Source organism: Brevundimonas sp. C43, from assembly GCF_030732185.1.
Taxonomy (GTDB): Bacteria; Pseudomonadota; Alphaproteobacteria; order Caulobacterales; family Caulobacteraceae; genus Brevundimonas; species Brevundimonas diminuta_C.
Genome location: NZ_CP132231.1, coordinates 914,601 through 929,305, shown reverse-complemented (window position 1 = coordinate 929,305; position 14,705 = coordinate 914,601). Strand labels below are relative to the sequence as shown.

Genomic DNA, 14,705 nt, shown 5'->3' with positions numbered 1-14,705 from the left:
CATAGCTGCAAGCCACACCTGGGCAAACAGTGCTGAGGACGCCACCGATGTTTTCATAATTTCCCTGACCGAAAGCGGACGTCACCAACCGCCGCTTTGAGTCAGACTGAGACATTCGCCGTCCGCGCCCTGCCCGCTCAGTGCATTTGTCCACATCTACCCTGAGACAGCAGTTCGGCCGCTCAGCAGGTCAGCAGCTCGGGCAGATTGACCGGGTCATAGCTCTCTCCAACCTTGGCGTAGACGACCGTCGCATCCACGTCGCCCGTGTAGCGAACCCGCATCGACTTGCCCTTCTGACCGGGGATCAAGACCCCCTCCATGCTCTTGGTCTCCCCCTCTTCGCGCGCCCCGCCGTCGCTATAGGAGGTCGGGATCTGATCGATCCGCACGATAGGTTTGTCCGGGGTTAGCTCGATCACGTGTGCCCAGGTGCAGGTGTAGCCCTGCCATGTGCCGCCAGCCTCTGCGACCAGGGCCGGTGACGGGGTAAGATCAGTCCGGATCTTCCATTCTGGCGGGGCTCCCCACGTCCCCGAAACGAGAAATCCAGGCCAGCTGCCGATGCGCGTGAAACTGTCTCCGGTACGCTGCAAATAGTGGATGGAGAGCGACCCCGAATTGACATGTCCCTCCCCGCCCTGCCCGTCAGAGATGAGAGCGTATCGGCCCCCCTCAAGCGCAATCAGCTTGCCGGACCGATAGGTCCGCGTGTCGGTCTGGTTACCTGTCCCTTCCTCACGCTCGATCGGGGGCGGCCCGCCCCACGCGGTTCTGAACGCCAGCGCGGTGAGCTGATCAGGAGTAAGCGGATCCGCTGTCGGTTTGACGACCGCGGCTACTGGTGCAGCTTTAGAGGCAATGGGGTTCGCGGGCGCTTCCGATTTAGGCGATAGGTCGCAGCCGACCAGCAGAAGGCAACCGAGCGCGATGAAGGGGATTGGTTTCACGCTAATCTCCAAATGCACTCGAAGGTCTGAGGCTCAAAGGCGAGAACCATGTCAGTCGCTGAGTTGACCGATCCGTTCTTCATACACTTTGTATAGGCAGCCAGTATCCGAGCACGTGTTGCGTATCGCGATCCACGCAGTCTGCTCACTTCCAGATCCCGGCTGAGCTTGGCGCCGGCGCGCATAGGCGGCTGCCATTTGACGATCGAGTTCGCCTAAACCAGGGTCTGCGCAGATCATCTGCTCGACCGATGTGCGAGCGCGGCGGCAATCGAAGCTGGCGGTTCCGACAGATGAGGGTTGCTGGACAACGAGTGATGGCGCGGTCGCCGGCGCAGAACTTCCGGAGCGGCTTTGGTTGAACTGACTCAGATCGGCATAGCCAATCAGACCTGGAATGCGCCCAAACTGATCCACTTGGTAGACAAGCCCGGTTCCATCCGCAGCCGGTTGCATTGAGTAGGTCACGTCGGCGACGAGGTCATCAGGACCGAACAGACTGCGGGCGCCTACGGGCACTTCAATGCGAAGACGGCCCGAACAGGTTGTTCGATCCAACGTCTTATCGTGCGCGTTCAAAAGCGGCATCTCTAGCTTGGCGACTGACTGCCGTTGGAGATCGTTCATCCGAACGGGATCGGCGGTCGACAGACGTCGGGCTGCATCGAATGCCATCGTTTTGAGCTGCTCAACAGTCTCAGGAGCAATACACCGAGCATTCGGCTGTAAAGCAACGGCAGAAATTTCCTCGTCCGTTCCGGCTGGGGGTGTCGGGGCTTTGTCGCCGCAAGCGCTCAGAAAAGACGCGGCAATCGAAGCCGCAAGCATCAATTTTTTCAAGTTTGCCCCCATTGCACTGTGCCGTTCTACCACCTCAGATTGGGCTTCAGGTAGCTTAAAAGAGGCCGGCGAAAGAGATGAAAATCCCCACCGCGCCCGCCAGCACTCGGCAGGCTTCGCCAGAGAAAGTCCGGCATCTTTTTCGCGCTCAGTGCGATTTTCCGAATGTACACTGAGGCCTGTTCTGCAGCTCACAGAACCAACGGTTGCCCGTCGACGAGACGCGTAATCGGCGGAAACCCCTCTCGGTCGAGATCCCACGCCACCCCGTGTATCGGCACCATCGTCTTTGGTTTCATCGCGTTGGCGAACGCTCGAAGATCTGACGGCGACGCATGCCCGCTGGTGTGCAGATGTTTTGCCCTGGCACGGCCCTCGCCGAACCAGTTCTGCAGTCGTTGGCCATCCTCGTTTTTGAGATAGCCGCTCCACATCGCGTAGCTCCACGCGTCGTCTGCGGTCGGCGTGACCCCAGCCGGCGAGTAGTCCTTGATCAGAGACGGCCGCACCATGATCACCCACCTCTCAGGTGAGTTTACGAGCGCCTTGGCCGAGATGCCGTTCGCCGCCATGCGCGTCACGAACGCCTCGTCGCCCTTGCGCTTGTACATCCGCGAAAACGCGCTGGTGATGACCACCTTAATCGACGACCAGTCTGGTTGAGGTATGCGACCGTGCTCCGCCAACACGTCGAGCACCTCTGCCGTATAGAGGTCGATCACAAGCGTGCGCTTGGTTTTCAGACACGCGCGATAGAGCGTGACGGTACGGTCGATGTTTTGCGCAGACCACGCCACAAACACCCGCCCCTTAGTCGCCCGAAACAGCTCGACATAGTCCGCCTCAAGGTCGGTCTCTGTCATGCAAGGTTTGTCGCTGCCGAGGTTGGTCCCCTCCATCAGCAGCACGTCTATATCGGCCGGCGGCGACGCCATCATGCGCTCGACGAGCTTCGACTTGCGCCCGTGTGTCCTGAAGTCGCCCGAGTAGAGAATACGCCGACCTTCCACTTCGATGAGCAGCATGTGCGCATCGAACGCCGAGTGGTCCGTCAGGTAAGGTGTGACCGTGAACGGTCCGATCTGGTTCGCCTTGCCCACGTCCCACGGCCGGAATTCCCGCTGCATCGGTTGACCGAAAATGATCGCGGTCAGCTGTATGAGTCGCTCGGTCGCCTTGCCGCTGTAGATCGGCCAGTGCGCCGGTATTTCCTCGAGAAGGCCGTAGTGGTCTTGGTGAGGGTGTGAGATCAGCACTCCGTCGAGAGGTCGGTCTCGATCGAGCGTAGTTGGCAGCAAACCTACCGCATCATTCGGCGCATCAAGAGGTCGGCCGACGTCGAGTAGGATCCTGCCGGCGTCGCTAGAAAGCTCGATGCAGTTCCCGCCGATCTGATCGGTCGCGCGATGGACGGTGAGATTCACCGTCAAACGACGACCCCAAGATTCATGGCCTCGCCCGGTCGGACTTCGACAAACTTGACGGCGCCGTTCAACGCGGGCCGATGTAGATCTTCCCAGTTCCCTTCGCCGCGATCACCGGGTCTTAGGATGACCAGAACGGCTTGCCTAGCAACGTTGAGGGGCACCGTCGTCGCCGCTCGACGAATCGTGTCCGACAGCGTGATTTCCGCGCCGACACTTCGCGTCATGCCAGCCAGCTCCAGGAGACTTATCGCTGTCTGTGAGTACGCGTTGGCAATGGCATCGCGGTTTGTCGGGTCGGTGAGATAGTTCTCGTATTTCTTGAGCTGATTGACGACCTCAGGCTCTGCTTTCGAGGAGCGAACTCGACCGTCGTCGATGCGCTTCACCTCGCCGAAGATAACCGTCAGCGTCCCCTCGACCTCCTCGACCGCGACGACATCCATGCGTGGCGCGGTTCTTCGCGAGCCCCAAGCGGGAAGACCCATCTCCAGATCGATCACGCCGTCGTTCGCAGGGTTGTCGAGCAGCTGATCGATGAGCGGTTTTTCACCGCCGACCTTGGCGTAGTGCCGGTTCACGACGTCAATCCAAGCCTTCACCGTCGCAAGCCCTTCGTAGGCGCGCGATGTCAGGCCTTTGCAACTGATCCCGCGGTCGTCGAGGCGGGCATAGACCTGGCCGACCACCCCGCGCTCATCGTCGTTGCAGATGTATTTGGCGTGGACCGAAAGCGTCGGCCGATGCGATCCGTCGAAGCTGACTTTAGCCACCGATTGGCCGTGTCGATAGAAGTTAAGGTAGCCGTGCCGGACCGCCAAGCGCAGCCCGTATTCCCCGCTACTCACTCCACTCGGTTTCCAAAGCGACAGCAGGTCACGCCACCAATGATCGCTTACGACCGCAGCAACTGCGAGGGCGTTCATTTGCTTCGAGGTGAGTCCCCGGCAGAAGAGTTTGTCAGTCGTCGTCATTCGGATCCCGGCGTCGGAAGGTCTGCATTAAATCGCGCGTCGCCAACCACGCGACAGCTTGTTTTGTCGATGACGAAGCGCTGCCGAACGGCGAGCAGCGTTGCGTCATCGGCCGCCAGAGTTTCAGCGATTGTGACGAGCCACATCCGGTCCCAAGGCGCGTAAACGACATGCCCTCGCGGCCAGTCGCTGCTCTCTCTTCCCTCCACTGAGAGGCGCTGATGCGGAGTAAGGTGTTGGTCGTTCTCGCCGAGACCTGACCAGCACCGCTCGAAGGTCAATGAGTGATGCAAATCGATAAACGTGTCGTCTTCGATTTCCGCATCCTGAAACCTACGTCGGTAGCTAGCAAGCTCAGGATTGCCATTCCTCGGCTCGACGACCCAGAACCGGCCGACGAAGTGCTTGGCTGACCTAAAATGCTCGTCGTCGTCACTGATCGCAACCTGACCGCTCGCTACCTGCTGCATCACATAGTGGTCGTCTGGATCGTGCCGCCTGGCGGCGTCCTCGACGAAGTCCGCCAGATGCTCGTTTTCGTTGTGATCCATCGCTACTCCCCCAGCTCATTCAACCGTATTGATTCACTTGAGCAAGCGAGAAGTTTCTAATGATCAACCAAGTGGTGTGACCTACGACCGATTGTGACGTACCTCGCGCGCGGTATCCCGACATGATGGAGCGCAGTCTGTTGTCGGCGATCGCAGGTCCCTGCGAGGGTTGGGCGGTCGCATTCTTCGGTGGTCGTGCCGAAGCTGAGCTCGCGTTGATCTCAGCTGAGCGACGACAACTTTGGTGCGCAATCTGGGCCCAAATGTCTGCGCGTGCTGATCGCGTGGATTGTCCGACCGACGTCGATCTTTGGCGCGAACGGTTCAGAGCATCCTCGTTAAGATCGCTGATCGCGCTGTCGGGATTCAAGCAGGCGGCAGGTTTCGAGCGCGCTCTGAAGCGACTGGGCTGGAAGGCTCTGAAGTGCACGAGCTCATACCTCAAGCTCGCGGACGTGTTGGAGGCTGGTCGCGGACCAGCGAAGGTCCTTCGACATCTCGACGCGATCGACGAGCGCGTGATCGATTTGCTCGCCGCAATACCTGACCACGCCTGCTCGCCCAAGAAGGTGCAACGCCTCAAAAGCAATCGGCGCGTCACCGCGATCTTGCTGCGCAGACAGCAATGGCGCTTGGATCGCTTAGGTCAGTTAGACACCGCTGCAGCTGCTGTTTTCGAGCGTGACTTCGTCGCGTCGGTCATTTCTGAAGCCGACGGCGACACGTACGCTGGCCTGCCATTGCCGTCGCCGCCTTGGCCCGGCAACGAACACCTCACGCCGCTCGATACGGAGGCGAAAATGGAGGTCGCTGGACGCCTGTTCCGAAACTGTCTCGGGAGTCGCGTCAGCCAAGTCAGGATGGGGTTCTCCTACTATTACCAACTCGGCGAGGTTGGCGTGGTTGAGATGGAGCGTGTCTCCAATCTCGGTTGGGAGATCACCGAGGCCGCCGGTCGACGCAATGCAACGCTTGCGCCCGACGCGCTCGTGCTGTTGCAATCCGCGCTAACCAATCTACCGGCCCATATCTCTCCGGTCCTCTCTGACCAGATCGCGAATTAGGTTCATGAGCTCCAACACGCCCTTCTCGAAAGCCGCCATCGCTGAGCTTTACGCCAACCACTTTAAAGACGCGCCTGAGACCGCGATGGGCTGGACATTTATGTACTGCCGAGAGGACCGCTTGAGCACTGCCAAAGTCGGCATCATCGGTCTCAACCCGGGTGCGGATCGCGAAGATAGCGACACGCAAACGCAGCAAGCCGATTGGGACTGGCCTAAGGGCGGCATGGCCTACACCGACCAAAAGTGGGGGCCCGCGGACTCACACAATCCGCTTCAGCAGCAGATCGTTCGAATGCTCGAAACGCTTGAGGTCGACAGCAGGGACGTATTCGCCGCTCAGCTTGTTCCATTTAGGAGCCGGAGCTGGTCCAAGCTGCCAACCCCTGGCGTCGCCCTCGCAGCGGTGAGACCGTTGTGGCAAGAGGTCGCGAAGAAGTCGCCGACGATCAGGCTTTGGATCTCGCTCGGTAAGCAGGCAGGTCGAGAGCTCGCCGCGATCTTGGAAGCCGGCACGCCGCGACGTTTGAACGTCGGCTGGAATCGGCAGTTCGCCGAACTCTATCAAGCGCCCGATGGTCGCGTGGTGCTTGCCCTGCCTCACCTTAGCCGTTTCAAACTGATGACCACGGCGGACCGCTCGGAGGTCGAAGCTTGTTTGGCTGCAGGAAAGCGATTGAGCGGGTTGGCGTAGGTCCGAGCGCGACACGCGTCAGTGTCTTTGTGCTATCGTCCCTAAGCGACGAGAACGCGGCTTCCGCCCCCCTGCGTTTGTCGCGATCTAAACTCAGCTCTGTTGAGCCCTCTGCGCTGCGAACTTACCGCGCCACTGACGTGCCCCTGAGTTTTCATCCAGCGGCGACCAGAGTCCTTGGGTTAGTTACGCCTCGCAGCGTGGGGTGAGCAACAGGCCGGGCCGCGCAGCTTTCATCCTGCGCAGCGGGTCGGCCTGTTGCGGTCAGACTGGCGGCAAAAGCCTCCGGGGTGAGGTAGCCGATCGACGAGTGCGGCCGGCGGGTGTTGTAGTCCAGCGCCCAGGCGGCGACCTTCTGGCGGGCGTGATCCAGGCTGAAGAACAGGCTCTCGTTGAGCAGTTCGTCGCGCATCCGGCCGTTGAAGGATTCCACAAACCCGTTCTGGGTCGGCTTGCCCGGCGCGATGTAGTGCCAGTCGACGCCATGATCCTGCGCCCAGGCCAGGATGGCGGTGGACGTGAACTCCGTGCCGTTGTCGCTGACGATCATGGCGGGACGGCCCCGCCGAGCGATCAGCGCTGTCAGCTCTCGCGCGACGCGGCGTCCCGAGATCGAGGTGTCGGGGATCGCCGCCAGGCACTCGCGGGTGACGTCGTCGACCACGTTGAGAATGCGGAAGCGGCGGCCCGTGGCGAACTGGTCGTGCACAAAGTCCAGCGACCAGCGGGCGTTCGGCCTGGCCTCGACCAGGATCGGCGCGCGCGTGCCCATGGCGCGACGACGTGAGCGGCGCTTGCGCACCGTCAGGCCTTCCTCGCGATAGAGCCGGTAGATCCGGTTCTTGCCCGAGGGTTCTCCCTCACGCCGCAGCAGCACGAACAGCCGCCGATAGCCGAACCGTCGCCGCTCGACAGCCAGGGCGCGCAGCCGCTCCCGCAGCGCCGTGTCCGGCTGTCGGCAGGAGCGATAGCGCACCGACTTACGGTCCGCCTTGATGATGGAGCAGGCCCGTCGCTCGCTGACGCCGAACGCCGCCTTCAGATGGGCGACGGCCTGGCGCAGCGCCGCGGGCCCTACCACTTTTTTGACAGCAGATCGTTCAACGCGGCTTTGTCGAGCATGGCGTCGGCCAGCAGGCGCTTCAGCTTTCCGTTCTCGTCTTCCAGGGCCCGGAGGCGCTGGGCGTCCGACACGCTCATCCCGCCGAACTTGGCCTTCCAGGCGTAGATCGTGCCCTCCGACACGCCGTGCTTGCGCGCCAGCTCGCCCGCTTTGGCGCCGGCCTCGTTCTCCCGCAGGATCCCGATGATCTGCTCTTCCGTGAATCTCGCTCGTTTCATTCCGTCCGTCCTTTCAAGGGCCGGACTCTAGCTCCGCGTGGAGGAAATTCTCAGGGGCACGTCACCACCCAGAACGCCGCAGTCTGCGCCACCGACACTTCGGGCATCTTCTTCTGACTTCCGATTTTAAAGCCCTTGCTCAGCATGAGCTCGCCGACGATCGAGCCTGCTGTGACTGTCGTCATGCTGATCTGACCGTACCTGCTGCCCATCCGCTCAACGATCATCGGCTCGACCCCAGCGAGTGCCGGCAACCCGTCGGCTGTGGCCTTCAGACAGGCTGCCTGTCCCTCAGGTGACTCGATGACGGCGCATCTCGAGCACGCGAAGATCAGACATGCTGATGCCGCCGGTCGGCGCATAGTTCAACCCAGACCTCTCGATAAACTGCGCGAGCTCGTCCGCCTCGAGTGTACCCTTGGCCCGCGCGTTCGACCACACATTGAAGCGCTCTTCAGGTGTCTTGGCCTCGAGCTTTTCGAGCGTCCATCCGCCAGCGAGTTGCGTCATCCTGGTCCCCCTCGATCCAGTCTCATCATATTGGTTTCCGCGATCAGTGCGGTTTTTTGAATGCACACTGAGACGCCAAATCGATCTTAGTCGAGCGCAGCGGTCGTCGAGCTTGGCGCACGATCCCAACGGCGGGTCGTCCCGCCGGACCGACCCTAGATGGGCAGATGACGCCCATCCTAGCGGGCTCCGAACGGGATCGCCGTCATCCCCGCCACCACCCTTGATCCGCCTCCGCCGACGGCTTCTCCGGTGGTCCCGGCGCTTGAAGGGTCCCGGTCCCCTTAGGCGTGCTCAAGCCGCTTGGGCGGGAGGGTCTAACGAGGTTGCTGCGACAACGGATCGGAAGGTCTCCAGCATCTCGCGATGCGAGTTTGCGAGAAAGGTTTCGATCGACCGTTTGGTGAGCAACCGCTCCAAAAAGCCTGCCGCGATGACCAGCAGCAGCGTGTCGTCGCCAAACGCTGTCTCCAACTCGTGAAAGTCTTCAGACACCGCAGCGAGCTCCCGCTCAAGCCGCTCGATCTGTTCCGGGCTGACGCCGCGTATCGCCTTCGCTTCGGGCTTCACGAGATCGGCGGGTTTGGTCGTGACCAGAAGCGCCCTCGCATATGTGGCGCTGTAGTTGTTTGCCGAGATCATCAGCTCCGCAACTTCGAGCTGACGCATAGCTTTCATCTTGCGCAGCTTCTGAAAGGCATTGATGCCGACGGGCTTGTCCTTGAGCAGCTCAGCGACGTCGTCATGAATCCCGTTGAGCATGTGACGTCTGGCTCGAATTGAGCCGACATCGACATTGAGCGCCCGCGCGAGTTTGGCTTCGGATACCCCTCGCTCAATGGCGCGAACAATCATGTAGTGCTCTTGAATCGGTTGAAGCCGATTGACGCGCTTGTTGTAGGTAAAGGCCTCATCGTCCTTAGCGACGATGCATCGCGCTTCCACTGCGCCCTGCTCCTTCAACACGGCCAATCGCACGTGGCCGTCGAGAAGAGTGAAGGCATCGCCTGACCGGGCTTGGGCGAGGATCAGCGGCTCGACCAAACCCACTTCTAAGATCGATGCGGCGATGCGCTTGTACTTTGCGCTTTCGGTGACCGCCGCCGACAGCATCTTGGAGGGCAGAATGCGGTCGAAAGAGATAGATCGAACGCGTTGCTGGAAGGCGATTTTGACGGAGGCCATCACGGATGCTCCAAACCGACGCGCGCCGCGAGCGCGGACGGAAGATTGGTGATCCCTTCAGCGCGCATAAGCGCAGCGAAATGATCATCGGCAAGCAGATGCTTCAGTGCGTTGACGACAAAAACGAGACGCGTGCGCGTCAGAGAGGCCCGTCTGACAAAGGTCTCGCGACGTTCCGTCTCGCGTTGTAGCGACCGAACAAGCGTGTCGGCCGTGATCGGTTTTTGATTGCGGACGCCACGATTGCGATTGTGGATCCCTTTGCCGCTTGTGCTGCGTTGCTCGATAATGTGGCGAATGGCCAAAACCTGATTGCCCGGAATGGCCTTTTCTTCGAAGGCCTGAGCCAGAGCACGCTGCACCTCCCCTTCCTTGGAATGCGCGATCTCCATAGCGACAGTGTGAGGGATCACGCCGCGCTCGACCGCTGAGATCAGTTTTTCTTCGCCGTTCTCCAAAAGATGGCAGATCGCCCCAACATATTCCGTACTGTAGTCAACCTTCGCAGCGATTTCGCTATGGCTGTACCCACGCTCTCGAAGCGATCCGATGGCTCGAACCAGCTCGAGCGGTGTGTGCTGTCGACGAGCGAGGTTTTCGACCAAGCTCATCACAAAACAGTCTTCCTCGGCGGCATCGATCAACACCGCCGGGATCTGCTCTTGCCCAAGCGCGATGAACGCCTCTAGCCGCCCTTGACCGCAGACCAGATCGTATCGCGATCGACCGGGCCGCTGACTGACGGTGATCGGCTTTTTCAGCCCGAGATGCTCGATGCTGGTCACCAGCTCTTGAAACACTCTCTTGTTTCGAGCGCGAGGGTTCAGCACCGTGATGTCATTGACCGGGATGAGACGAATTTCAGCGACGTCGGTCATGCTGCATGGACCTCCACCCGCTGCGTGAGATCGAAGAACGCGTCGAGTGTGTCGAAGCGAAACGAGTCCAGCAGCACGCCATTGTCGGGCGCCAACCTCATGCTTGGATCCGCGCCACACTCGAACCAGGGGAGCAGGTAGTAGTCGCGGATTTCAGCGTTCCCGACCTCCATCCGCACTGCGATGGTGATGTCGGGGCGCAGACCCTGATCTAGCCGAATTTTCCACCGCAATCCGCCCGCCGGCGTTTCTAGGCAGCGTACGATCACGACCGATGCAGTGAACTCGTCATTGATGGTCAGCAGTCCGTTGCACGGGTCTTCTGAAACAACCGCTCCGCCCCGCTCGATTCCACCAACGACCTGGGCGACGACATCCGGATGTATCGCCCGGAGAGCCTGATTGATTTCGATGTAGCGATAGTCGCGAGCTGGCGAATAGCCGATCAGTTGGTAAGCACGAACGAGGCTCCCGAACCGGTGGCGAAATGCCGAGCTTGACGGCATGTCATCGACTTCGTCGATCACGAGCCCCGATAGCCATCCCTTTTTCGCCAGCAGGTCAGACAACCGAGCCAGCAGCTCTTCGTCACTGTATCGCACGCACCTGGCCTGGATGATGCGCTGTGCAGCCTCGAAAAAGTCCGGTTCAACGATCCCTTCGAACGCACCGTCGCGACGCACCCAGTTGTCTGGATCGTTCACCACGCGCTTTGCCTTCAACTTGAAGGAAGAGCGATTGTACACATTGTTGCCGATGTACTTTTCGTTCGTAAGAACCTGGTGGACCGTGCCGCGGGTCCAGGGACGTCCCAAATCCGTAAGCCGGCCCTCCCCGTTCAGCACCGTAGCAATTTCGCTTTCTGAGCGACGCTGAACGACGAACATCCGATAGAGACGTCGAACGACTTCGACTTCCTCGGGCGGCCCGGGGGTGAGCACCACACGATCGGTTTGAATGCTCTTTTGCTCGCCTCGCTCAAGCAGACCTTTCGGCGACAAATGCTCATCAACCAGTTGCCGACGCAGACCATATCCAGCCGCGCCACCTTGCCGAAAACCCAGCGTGATGAGGCGACACTGACCAGCAAAGACCTTGGCCGAGAGCTCGCGACTATACTCCCCCGCCATCGCGCGCTTCATGCTCTTTATGATTGTCGCGCTTAGGCTCCCGTCGTTCTCAAACTGCTCAGCACAGTAATGCACCGACAGCCCAGCCTCACGGCAGATGAACTCGTAATAAGCGCTCTCGTCAGCATCCTGGAAACGACCCCAACGGCTCACATCATAAACGAGGATAGCCTCAAATCCCGGAGCGCCGTTGCGAACGTCGGCGATCAGCTCCTGTAAAGCCGCTCGCCCATCAAGCCTCAGTCCGCTCTTTCCCGCGTCTGTGTAGGTCCGAACGACATCAAACCCACGTCGAGCCGCGTAGGCCGCGATCGCCTCAGACTGGTTTTCGGTTGAGTACTTTTGGTGCTCCGTCGACATACGGACGTACTGAGCCGCCCGCACTGATTTCGCGGCCCCCATCTCGTGCTGAACGCCCATTGGGTCCATAATGCACGCCAGTTACACCCGTCCGAATGGCGGTGAGAATCGAGCGGTAGCGGCAGTCCGACCGGATGTCGTTTCAAAAGATGGTCTGAAAACTTCAGCCCAAAATCGGAAAACTTCTCCATCAGGAGGCGTCGATGCAGGCCTTCCCGCAGATGATTGCTGGAGCACTTCGCGAGGAATGGGGCGAGAGTCCCTCTGCGCGCAAGGCGGTCGGCCTCATCACCAATGCAAATGAACGTGCTGTGCGAAACTGGTTTGATGGCCGTAACGGGCCCAGCGGCGAAAATCTGGTGCGCCTGATCCAGCACTCAGACGCCGTTTTATCAGCGGTGCTACGAGCTTCGCGACGAGATCAGCTCCTACCTGCCGTGGCGCTGATGCGCCTTAAAGCTTCGCTTCAAATGGCAATCGATAGTCTCGACGAAGCTTTTCCTAGCCGGTGACCGAACCACGCGAGCTGGACGCGCGCAAAAGTTGCGAGCTATGAAGCCCTGGCACGGGGCACCGACATGAAGTTCATTATTGCGTTCGTCATCATTGCGGCCTCGGCGGTACCGATAGCTGTAGCTGCGCATTCCGGCGGACTGAACGCAGAGGGGTGCCACAACGATCGCAAGCGAGGCGGTTACCACTGCCATCGTGCGGGCGGAGGCTCTTCGTCGCCCTCTCGTCCACGGGGCTTGAGGTCGTCTCCCCCGTCTAGCGGCGCGTTTGCGAACTGCACTGCGGCCCGTGCGGCAGGTGCGGCTCCCGTGCGTAGGGGCGATCCCGGTTATGGACGGCACTTAGATCGAGATGGTGACGGCGTCGGCTGCGAATGAGCATGACCAAACTGAATGGTTTCAATGAGTTATCAAACCGGCAGCAACGCGAATTCCATTTGGAAAACCCGCTGTAACCCATTGAATTTGCTCGTATCAGCTTGATCCTGTTTGGAGGCTTTCTTCTTTCATTTCAATGTACTTACAGCGTCTCTTAATCAGCGGGTCCACAGTTCGAACCTGTGATCACCCACCATCGTCGCTTCTCAAAGAAACAGGCACTCAACCGTCACGCATTTTGGCGGGCTAGTTTGCAGTCCCGAGCATTGGTTTCGAGGCCTGATAAAACGAGGATCGACAACTCGGCCAGTTCGCGCGACTGATCGCACAAGGCGCCGCCCTGGCCCGATCACTTCGCATCTTCACCAGTTACGCCCAATGATCCCTGCCCCACTGAAGCGTATTCTGATCGTCGGGGGCGGCACGGCCGGCTGGATGGCCGCCGCCGCGCTGGCGCACGTCACGCGCGGCACGGTGAAAATCGAACTGGTCGAATCCGAGGTCATCGGAACGGTCGGCGTCGGCGAGGCCACCATTCCGCCGATCCTGCTGTTCAACCAGTTGCTGGGCATCGACGAGAACGTATTCATTCGCGCCACCCAGGCCACCTACAAGCTAGGCATCCAGTTCAACGACTGGTTCCAGAAGGGCCAGAGCTATTTCCATCCGTTCGGAACCTATGGCACGCGCATCGACGCCGCCTCCTTCCACCAATATTGGCTGAGGCTGAACAAGGCGGGCCTGGACGACGACCTGGACGCCTATTCCGTCACGACGATGGCGGCGCGCATGGGCCGGTTCACCCGGCCTGACACCGACCCGCGCGGCGCCGGCTCGCAGATGACCTCCTCCTTCCATTTCGACGCCGGCCTGTACGCCAGGTTCCTCCGCCAACGCGCCGAGTCGCAAGGCGTCGTGCGTCATGAGGGCAAGATCGCCGACGTGCGCCTGCGCGACGGCGACGGCTTCATTCAGTCGGTGCGGTTGGACGACCGACGCGAGCTGGAGGCGGACTTCTTCATCGACTGTTCGGGCTTCCGCGGCCTGCTGATCGAAGGGGCGCTGAAGACGGGCTACGAGGATTGGACCCACTGGCTGCCAGCGGATCGTGCTGTGGCCATGCCCTGCACCCGGGTCGGCGATCCGACGCCCTATACCCAATCGACGGCCCTTGAAGCGGGGTGGCGCTGGCGCATTCCGCTGCAGCACCGCACCGGCAACGGCTATGTCTATTGCAGTCCCTTCATCTCGGACGACGAGGCCCAGGCCAAGCTGCGGGCCTCGCTGGACGGCGAGGCGATGGCGGAACCCAACTTCCTGCGCTTCACCACCGGTCGCCGCAAGAAGACCTGGAACAAGAACTGTCTGGCCCTGGGCCTGGCGTCAGGCTTCCTGGAACCGCTGGAGTCGACCAGCATCCATCTGGTGCAGTCGGGCATATCCAAACTGCTGCTGCACTTCCCCGACACCGGCTTCGCCCAGGCCGATATCGACAACTACAACCGCATGATGCGGCTGGAGACCGAGCGCATCCGCGACTTCATCATCTTGCACTATCACGCCACGGCGCGCGATGACTCGCCTCTGTGGCGCCACGTGCGGACCATGCCGATTCCCGAGACGCTAAAGCAGAAGATGGATCAGTTCCGCAGCCGGGGCCGCATCTTCCGCTACGAGGACGAGCTGTTTCAGGAGACGAGCTGGATCGCCGTTCTGCTCGGTCAGGGCGTCATTCCCGAGCGGCACGATCCGATCACGGAGACCATTCCTCTGGAGCAGGTCCAGCAATGGTTGCAGAAGATGAAGGCGATGATCCAGCAGGGCGTGGCGCGAATGCCGACCCACGAGGCCTTCATCGCCGCCAACTGCAAGGCGCCGCCGATCAACTGAACCACTCGACGCGACGATCTGATT

General features: G+C 60.6%; 16 protein-coding genes and 1 pseudogene. 5 read left to right on the top strand and 12 right to left on the bottom strand.

The features are described 5' to 3' along the window. Positions 1 to 182: 182 nt before the first annotated feature. The 5 genes from Q9R14_RS04645 to Q9R14_RS04625 form a co-directional block, all read right to left on the bottom strand. Complete coding sequence (locus tag Q9R14_RS04645) at positions 183 to 950, bottom strand: hypothetical protein (protein ID WP_165116470.1); 768 nt, start codon at positions 948 to 950, stop codon at positions 183 to 185. 51 nt (positions 951 to 1,001) lie between these two features. Beyond that, on the bottom strand, positions 1,002 to 1,790 hold the full coding sequence (locus tag Q9R14_RS04640; RefSeq protein ID WP_165116468.1) for a hypothetical protein: 789 nt from the start codon (positions 1,788 to 1,790) through the stop codon (positions 1,002 to 1,004). Between the two features lie 191 nt (positions 1,791 to 1,981). Continuing rightward, complete coding sequence (locus Q9R14_RS04635; protein ID WP_240612185.1) at positions 1,982 to 3,214, bottom strand: MBL fold metallo-hydrolase; 1,233 nt, start codon at positions 3,212 to 3,214, stop codon at positions 1,982 to 1,984. 2 nt (positions 3,215 to 3,216) lie between these two features. Beyond that, complete coding sequence (locus tag Q9R14_RS04630; RefSeq protein WP_165116466.1) at positions 3,217 to 4,188, bottom strand: hypothetical protein; 972 nt, start codon at positions 4,186 to 4,188, stop codon at positions 3,217 to 3,219. Beyond that, positions 4,185 to 4,739 (bottom strand): hypothetical protein, encoded by a 555-nt coding sequence (locus Q9R14_RS04625; RefSeq protein ID WP_165116464.1) that lies wholly within the window; start codon positions 4,737 to 4,739, stop codon positions 4,185 to 4,187. Before Q9R14_RS04625 ends, Q9R14_RS04630 begins: the two co-directional genes overlap by 4 nt. 122 nt (positions 4,740 to 4,861) lie before the next feature. Between Q9R14_RS04625 and Q9R14_RS04620 the strand changes: the two genes are divergently transcribed. Both Q9R14_RS04620 and Q9R14_RS04615 read left to right on the top strand, forming a co-directional pair. Beyond that, positions 4,862 to 5,803: a hypothetical protein gene (locus Q9R14_RS04620; protein WP_306003648.1), complete on the top strand. Its 942-nt coding sequence runs from the start codon at positions 4,862 to 4,864 to the stop codon at positions 5,801 to 5,803. A 4-nt stretch (positions 5,804 to 5,807) separates the two neighbouring features. Beyond that, entirely contained in the window at positions 5,808 to 6,497 is a 690-nt protein-coding gene (locus Q9R14_RS04615; RefSeq protein ID WP_165116460.1) for a uracil-DNA glycosylase family protein, read from the top strand. Between the two features lie 154 nt (positions 6,498 to 6,651). Here Q9R14_RS04615 and Q9R14_RS04610 read toward each other — a convergent pair. The 7 genes and pseudogenes from Q9R14_RS04610 to Q9R14_RS04580 form a co-directional block, all read right to left on the bottom strand. After that, positions 6,652 to 7,587 (bottom strand): annotated as a pseudogene (locus tag Q9R14_RS04610) (IS3 family transposase); the annotation flags it as partial. Continuing rightward, entirely contained in the window at positions 7,572 to 7,838 is a 267-nt protein-coding gene (locus tag Q9R14_RS04605; protein ID WP_003170335.1) for an IS3 family transposase, read from the bottom strand. The gene Q9R14_RS04605 and the pseudogene Q9R14_RS04610, both read right to left, overlap by 16 nt. Positions 7,839 to 7,888: 50 nt before the next feature. Further along, complete coding sequence (locus tag Q9R14_RS04600; RefSeq protein WP_306003647.1) at positions 7,889 to 8,065, bottom strand: hypothetical protein; 177 nt, start codon at positions 8,063 to 8,065, stop codon at positions 7,889 to 7,891. Positions 8,066 to 8,129: 64 nt separating this feature from the next. Then, positions 8,130 to 8,348: a hypothetical protein gene (locus Q9R14_RS04595; RefSeq protein ID WP_088582792.1), complete on the bottom strand. Its 219-nt coding sequence runs from the start codon at positions 8,346 to 8,348 to the stop codon at positions 8,130 to 8,132. 294 nt (positions 8,349 to 8,642) lie between these two features. After that, positions 8,643 to 9,533: a plasmid partitioning protein RepB C-terminal domain-containing protein gene (locus Q9R14_RS04590; RefSeq protein WP_240893505.1), complete on the bottom strand. Its 891-nt coding sequence runs from the start codon at positions 9,531 to 9,533 to the stop codon at positions 8,643 to 8,645. Beyond that, positions 9,533 to 10,411 carry a plasmid partitioning protein RepB C-terminal domain-containing protein gene (locus Q9R14_RS04585; protein ID WP_165116454.1) on the bottom strand — a complete coding sequence of 293 codons (879 nt, stop codon included), beginning with the start codon at positions 10,409 to 10,411 and terminating at the stop codon, positions 9,533 to 9,535. Before Q9R14_RS04585 ends, Q9R14_RS04590 begins: the two co-directional genes overlap by 1 nt. Beyond that, a complete protein-coding gene (locus Q9R14_RS04580; protein WP_255491279.1) occupies positions 10,408 to 11,943 on the bottom strand; it encodes a recombinase family protein in 1,536 nt (511 codons plus the stop codon). The genes Q9R14_RS04585 and Q9R14_RS04580 overlap by 4 nt, the downstream gene beginning before the upstream one ends. Before the next feature lie 161 nt (positions 11,944 to 12,104). On the opposite strand from Q9R14_RS04580, the gene Q9R14_RS04575 reads away from it, so the two are divergent. From Q9R14_RS04575 to Q9R14_RS04570, 3 genes are all read left to right on the top strand, one after another. Next, the gene (locus Q9R14_RS04575; protein WP_165113659.1) at positions 12,105 to 12,413 is read left to right on the top strand and encodes a hypothetical protein; all 309 of its coding nucleotides are present in this window, start codon (positions 12,105 to 12,107) and stop codon (positions 12,411 to 12,413) included. Between the two features lie 66 nt (positions 12,414 to 12,479). Continuing rightward, positions 12,480 to 12,791, top strand: a complete 312-nt coding sequence (locus Q9R14_RS16365) for an excalibur calcium-binding domain-containing protein (protein WP_165116450.1) — start codon at positions 12,480 to 12,482, stop codon at positions 12,789 to 12,791. 378 nt (positions 12,792 to 13,169) lie between these two features. Further along, a complete protein-coding gene (locus Q9R14_RS04570; RefSeq protein ID WP_306003646.1) occupies positions 13,170 to 14,681 on the top strand; it encodes a tryptophan 7-halogenase in 1,512 nt (503 codons plus the stop codon). Positions 14,682 to 14,705: the final 24 nt, after the last annotated feature.

What these genes read in the sequence shown, in the direction of transcription:
- Q9R14_RS04630 (WP_165116466.1), bottom strand. Translation starts at nt 4,188, where the DNA reads ATGACGACGACTGACAAACTCTTCTGCCGGGGACTCACCTCGAAGCAA.
- Q9R14_RS04625 (WP_165116464.1), bottom strand. Translation starts at nt 4,739, where the DNA reads ATGGATCACAACGAAAACGAGCATCTGGCGGACTTCGTCGAGGACGCC.
- Q9R14_RS04620 (WP_306003648.1), top strand. Translation starts at nt 4,862, where the DNA reads ATGATGGAGCGCAGTCTGTTGTCGGCGATCGCAGGTCCCTGCGAGGGT.
- Q9R14_RS04615 (WP_165116460.1), top strand. Translation starts at nt 5,808, where the DNA reads ATGAGCTCCAACACGCCCTTCTCGAAAGCCGCCATCGCTGAGCTTTAC.
- Q9R14_RS04605 (WP_003170335.1), bottom strand. Translation starts at nt 7,838, where the DNA reads ATGAAACGAGCGAGATTCACGGAAGAGCAGATCATCGGGATCCTGCGG.
- Q9R14_RS04600 (WP_306003647.1), bottom strand. Translation starts at nt 8,065, where the DNA reads ATGATCGTTGAGCGGATGGGCAGCAGGTACGGTCAGATCAGCATGACG.
- Q9R14_RS04595 (WP_088582792.1), bottom strand. Translation starts at nt 8,348, where the DNA reads ATGACGCAACTCGCTGGCGGATGGACGCTCGAAAAGCTCGAGGCCAAG.
- Q9R14_RS04590 (WP_240893505.1), bottom strand. Translation starts at nt 9,533, where the DNA reads ATGGCCTCCGTCAAAATCGCCTTCCAGCAACGCGTTCGATCTATCTCT.
- Q9R14_RS04585 (WP_165116454.1), bottom strand. Translation starts at nt 10,411, where the DNA reads ATGACCGACGTCGCTGAAATTCGTCTCATCCCGGTCAATGACATCACG.
- Q9R14_RS04580 (WP_255491279.1), bottom strand. Translation starts at nt 11,943, where the DNA reads ATGGGGGCCGCGAAATCAGTGCGGGCGGCTCAGTACGTCCGTATGTCG.
- Q9R14_RS04575 (WP_165113659.1), top strand. Translation starts at nt 12,105, where the DNA reads ATGCAGGCCTTCCCGCAGATGATTGCTGGAGCACTTCGCGAGGAATGG.
- Q9R14_RS16365 (WP_165116450.1), top strand. Translation starts at nt 12,480, where the DNA reads ATGAAGTTCATTATTGCGTTCGTCATCATTGCGGCCTCGGCGGTACCG.
- Q9R14_RS04570 (WP_306003646.1), top strand. Translation starts at nt 13,170, where the DNA reads ATGATCCCTGCCCCACTGAAGCGTATTCTGATCGTCGGGGGCGGCACG.